Here is a 4,287-nt window from a genome sequence, read left to right as displayed (position 1 = left end):
CGCGTGGCGGCGGTGCGGGTCATCCTCGACACACCGCTGCACGAGATCTCGCCGGCGTGGGTCCACCCGCGCCGCGCCGCCGCCGACCCCCGCAACTGGCGCGAGATGGCGTGGCTGGCGCGCTGGGTGCCGCGCTACACGAAGCGCGCGGCACTGGTGATCGCGGCGGCGCTGGAGGACGTGGCGCGCGGGTCGCGCTGAGGTCCTACTCGCCGGCGGGGTGCTCGGTGCCCTTGCGGCTCTCGGCGTCGGCGACCTCCTCGGGGATCTGGTCGCCCTCCTTGCCGCCGCGACCCGCGGCGGGCGAGGCCGTCAACGGATCGGCGCCGATGTTGTGGGTCGCGTCGTCGTGATGGTCGTGGTCGTGGTGCTGGTCATGGTCGTGCTCATGGTCATGCTCGTGATCGTGATGGTCGAGGTCGTCGTCGTGGTGCTGGTCGGTCACGTCGTCTCCTCCGGACATTCAACAAAACAGAACGGCCGCTGAACTCTCGCGTTCAGCGGCCGTGCAGGTCACTACGTGCGGACGATCAGAAGTAGTGGCGGCGCCCACCGACGGCGCGCCCGGTGGCGCCCATCAGCTCCAGGATGGCGCCGATGACGATCAGGATGATCCCGATCGTCCACAGGATCGGGACCGCTGCGATGAACCCAATCACCATCAGGATGATGCCCAGAATGATCACGCTAACCCTCCTCAGGTCAACTGTTTGGTCCTCTCGGTCGGGGAGACCGAACTTGTGACACCGACGGTATCACTTATTACCCCCCGATGTGGGGATCAGGAAGTTGGTCGCTTGGCCAAGAGCCGCCAGAACACGCCAAGCCTGGTGCGGTGGACCACCTCGACCGAGACGCCGGCTTCGGCGAAGACGCGATCGGGCTCGAGGAGGAGATGGTCGGCTTCGAACCGCAGCGTCAGCGGCTCGAGGAGGCGCTGGATGAGCACGACGACGCGGTTGTTGCCGCGGCCGTGCTCGAAGAAGCGCAGCTCGCCGCCGGGACGGAGTACCCGCCACGCCTCGCGCACAGCCGCCTCCGGGTTGGCGATGGTGCAGAGCGTCAGCGTCGAGGTGACCGTGTCGAAGGACGCGTCGGGGAATGGGAGCTGCGTCGCGTCGCCCTCGCACAACGCGACGGCGCGACCGAGCGCGGCCGCGCGGCGGCGGGCCTGGTCGAGCATCTCGGGCGTGAGGTCGAGCGCGGTGAGCGCGACATCGGACGGGTAGAACGCGAGGTTGAGCCCGGTGCCGACGCCGATCTCCAGCGTGTGCCCACGCGCGCCGTCGCACACCCACCGGCGGCCGCCGTCGATGTCGAAGAGGCGGGACGTCACGCGCATGGCGCGGTCGTAGCGCGGCGCCTGCTTGCGGTAGGCGCGGCGGATGCGGTCGGTGGTTTGTCTTGCTGTCATTACGTGTGGTGGACGTTCATCATTTCGCGTAGTGGCGACTGCAGGTCAGCATGATCTTCCCTCCAGCCGGTGTCCGTAAGAAGGTCATCCGCAAGGAGGCCGACGCTGACGCGGACCAGAGGCCGGCGAAGTCGCCCGCCAAATCATGAACACGCAGGGACGGATGCTTGTCGTCTGTCTCCAGCAGCACGAGCGCCGTGATGAACGCTCGACGGTCGGCGACGCTGAAGGTCCGAGCGGTCAGGTCGATCAGAAACGTGGGTGTGAAAGCGAGCGTGGCGAACGGTTGCGAGCCGCGACTCACGACGAGGCGAGTTCTTTCAACTCCTGTCGGGAGAGGCTGACGACGCGTCCCGCCTGCACGTCATCGAGTGCCGCGCGCACCCGGGCGACGTGCTCCTTGGTGTAGGCCCAGGCGTCCTCGCGGGCAACGGTCACGGTCGGACGGACGCGGAGTTCATCTCCCTCGACCTCGATCTCGACCTGGGAGCGGCCCTCGATGCCCAGGGCTTCACGCGCCTTTATGGGGAGCGTCATCCGGCCCTGCTCGTTGATGTCGACCAGCAGCTTGGTCCTGGACATGGAGCCGATGGTAGCAAGCCTGTGTCACTGTGGCGAAGTGTCGATTTGACGATACGGGATGAGTCGCATCGCTCCGCAAGTCTGGAGCGGGCCTCGGGGCAATAGGGAGACGAAGTGCGGATGCCACGCTGACCGGCGGTGGCCCGGAGACCGGTCGCAGCCTCAGCCGCGGCGCTGGCCGGCTCGGATCCTCTCCATGGCCTGGCCGATCCGGCGGCGGCGGGTCTCCGGCTTCCTGGCGTCGGCGATCCAGTGGGCGTATTGCCGGCGATGGCCGTAGGGCATCGCATCGAAGGTGGCGTTGAGCATGGGGCGTCGAGCGCGTCCTGGCAGTCGGCCGGGACATCGACGCTGTGCGGGTCGGCGTCGACCATGAGCGACACGTTGACCGCGCCGCCGAGGTCGAGGCGCAGCTGGCTGCGGATCGCCTTGCTGACCTGGAGCGCGAAGCGGCCGCCGACCATCGGCACCACGGAGCCGCGGTACGCCACGCCGTTGAACCTCGCCTTCGCCTAGCGAGGTGAGGTCTCTCCCCGAGCGCATTCGAACGGCTTGGTCGCCTTGACGCGTGCGATGCGAGAGGACTACACTCCGGCGGCGGCGGGACACTGTTCCGCGACTGGGAGGGGATGGCTGACATGAAGAACTCGCGCGGACTCACCGGCGACGGGCACACAGCGGGGCGTGGCCTGCGCCGACGGCTCGGTGGCGCTGGCCTCGCCCTCCTCGGTGCCGGATCCCTGATGACGCTGTCCGCGCACCCGGCGTCCGCCGCCACCACGGTGACGGTGCCGTGCTCCGGCCCCAACGGCGGTGGTCCCGGCCTGGTGGCGGCGATCAATGCTGCCAATGCCAGCGGAGGGGGCACCATCAACCTGGCCGAGGACTGCACCTACGTGCTCACCGCGCCGGTGGACGCCGACCAGAATGGCACGCCCTACGTCAACTCGCCGATCACCATCAACGGTGACGACAACACGACCGTCACCCGCAAGTCGGCGGCGCAGTTCCGCATCTTCGTGGTCGGCGGCTACGGGCGCCTGACCATCAACCAGCTGCGCGTGACCAACGGCAGCGCGACCTACGGCGCCGGGATTCGCAATTTCGGCACCCTCAATCTCTTCGATACGACGGTCAGCCACAACACCGCCTCCCAGTCCGGAGCCGGTTTCGGGGGCGGCATCAACAACGTGGATGGCGCTATCGCGACGCTGACCCGAAGCCGAGTGCAGAACAATCAAGCGGACAACGCGGGCGGGATCAACAACAGCCCGAGTGCCACGCTCACGATCACGGATAGCGGGGTGAGCAAGAACACTGCTGCATTCGACGCCGGCGGGATCGGCAGCGGGACGGGCTCAACCTTGACCATCACCAACAGCTGGGTGACCGGCAACACCGCGGGACGGTACGGCGCCGGCCTGCGCACTTACGGCGGCACCACGGACGTGAGAGGCAGTCGCGTCAACGGCAACATGGCCGCCGAAGGGGGCGGCTTCAACAACGCCTTCGGCACCGTGACGGTGACCAACAGCAGCATCGACTTCAACGTGGCGACCAGCGGCGCGGGGGGCGGCGTCATCAATGCGCACGGCGACATGACCGTGCGCGGCGGCGAGGTGCGTGGCAACACCGCGCACTCCTCTGGTGGTGGCGGCCTCAGCAACTACGGTGATCAGTCTGGCGAGCAGAGCACCCTGCGGCTGATCGACACCGTGGTCAGGGACAACACCATGAGCTGCCAGGGCTGTCTGGCCCACGGCGGCGCCATCACCAACAACCGCACGCTCATCATCGAGAGCAGCGCGCTGACCCGCAACCGCGTGAGCTCGCCCGGGGGCACCGCGCAGGGTGGTGGCATCTACAACGACGCCGCCGGCACCGCCTCCCTCACCGACAGCAGCGTCACCCTCAACATTGCCAGCGGCGCCGTGGCCGAGGGTGGCGGCATCTACAACGACGGCACGGTCACGCTGAGCAACAGCACGGTGAGGCACAACACGCCGAACAACTGCAGTCCTCCCGGCAGTGTGCCGGGCTGCACCGGCTAGGGACCGAAGGCCGCGTTGCAGCCGGCGTGGCTGGTATCCACGGCGATCCCGCCGCTGATGCAGGCCTGGACGCTCTGCAGTAGCGACTGGTTGGCCTGCCTCTGATCCACGGCGAATCCGGCCGCCGCGACACTTCCGGTCCGCAGGATGGGGGTGGCCGGGGGCGCGGCCGGGGGCCTGGCCGGGGCCGCGGCGTGAGCTCGGCCGAGGGCGCGGCGTGAGCTCGTCCCTGTGCCGGCG

At 68.4% G+C, this 4,287-nt stretch carries 9 protein-coding genes; 2 read left to right on the top strand and 7 right to left on the bottom strand.

The window, feature by feature from the left end; translation table 11 throughout:
* On the top strand, positions 1-201 hold a 201-nt coding region (locus JF886_RS14380), incomplete at its 5' end, for a hypothetical protein (RefSeq protein ID WP_337313634.1).
* A gap of 4 nt (positions 202-205) precedes the next feature.
* Here the strand turns inward: JF886_RS14380 and JF886_RS14375 are convergent.
* From JF886_RS14375 to JF886_RS14350, 6 genes are all read right to left on the bottom strand, one after another.
* Positions 206-445, bottom strand: a complete 240-nt coding sequence (locus tag JF886_RS14375) for a hypothetical protein (RefSeq protein ID WP_337313632.1) — start codon at positions 443-445, stop codon at positions 206-208.
* Positions 446-530: 85 nt separating this feature from the next.
* Positions 531-686: a DUF6131 family protein gene (locus tag JF886_RS14370; protein WP_337313630.1), complete on the bottom strand. Its 156-nt coding sequence runs from the start codon at positions 684-686 to the stop codon at positions 531-533.
* A 95-nt stretch (positions 687-781) separates the two neighbouring features.
* Positions 782-1,414 (bottom strand): class I SAM-dependent methyltransferase, encoded by a 633-nt coding sequence (locus JF886_RS14365; protein ID WP_337313628.1) that lies wholly within the window; start codon positions 1,412-1,414, stop codon positions 782-784.
* A 19-nt stretch (positions 1,415-1,433) separates the two neighbouring features.
* Positions 1,434-1,718 carry a hypothetical protein gene (locus JF886_RS14360; RefSeq protein WP_337313626.1) on the bottom strand — a complete coding sequence of 95 codons (285 nt, stop codon included), beginning with the start codon at positions 1,716-1,718 and terminating at the stop codon, positions 1,434-1,436.
* Positions 1,715-1,996 carry an AbrB/MazE/SpoVT family DNA-binding domain-containing protein gene (locus tag JF886_RS14355; RefSeq protein ID WP_337313624.1) on the bottom strand — a complete coding sequence of 94 codons (282 nt, stop codon included), beginning with the start codon at positions 1,994-1,996 and terminating at the stop codon, positions 1,715-1,717. Before JF886_RS14355 ends, JF886_RS14360 begins: the two co-directional genes overlap by 4 nt.
* A gap of 162 nt (positions 1,997-2,158) precedes the next feature.
* Positions 2,159-2,305, bottom strand: coding sequence for a YdeI/OmpD-associated family protein (locus JF886_RS14350; protein ID WP_337313622.1), 147 nt, complete (start codon positions 2,303-2,305; stop codon positions 2,159-2,161).
* A gap of 320 nt (positions 2,306-2,625) precedes the next feature.
* Between JF886_RS14350 and JF886_RS14340 the strand changes: the two genes are divergently transcribed.
* Entirely contained in the window at positions 2,626-4,047 is a 1,422-nt protein-coding gene (locus JF886_RS14340; protein ID WP_337313618.1) for a hypothetical protein, read from the top strand.
* Here JF886_RS14340 and JF886_RS14335 read toward each other — a convergent pair.
* Positions 4,044-4,287, bottom strand: a 244-nt coding sequence (locus tag JF886_RS14335; protein WP_337313616.1) for a hypothetical protein, incomplete at its 5' end; no start/stop codon positions are given. The genes JF886_RS14340 and JF886_RS14335 overlap by 4 nt on opposite strands.

The organism is Candidatus Aeolococcus gillhamiae (assembly GCF_016464765.1).
Taxonomy (GTDB): domain Bacteria; phylum Chloroflexota; class Dormibacteria; order Aeolococcales; family Aeolococcaceae; genus Aeolococcus; species Aeolococcus gillhamiae.
Note: the sequence above shows the minus strand (reverse complement) of the source record. Positions and strands in the feature narration are given on the sequence as shown.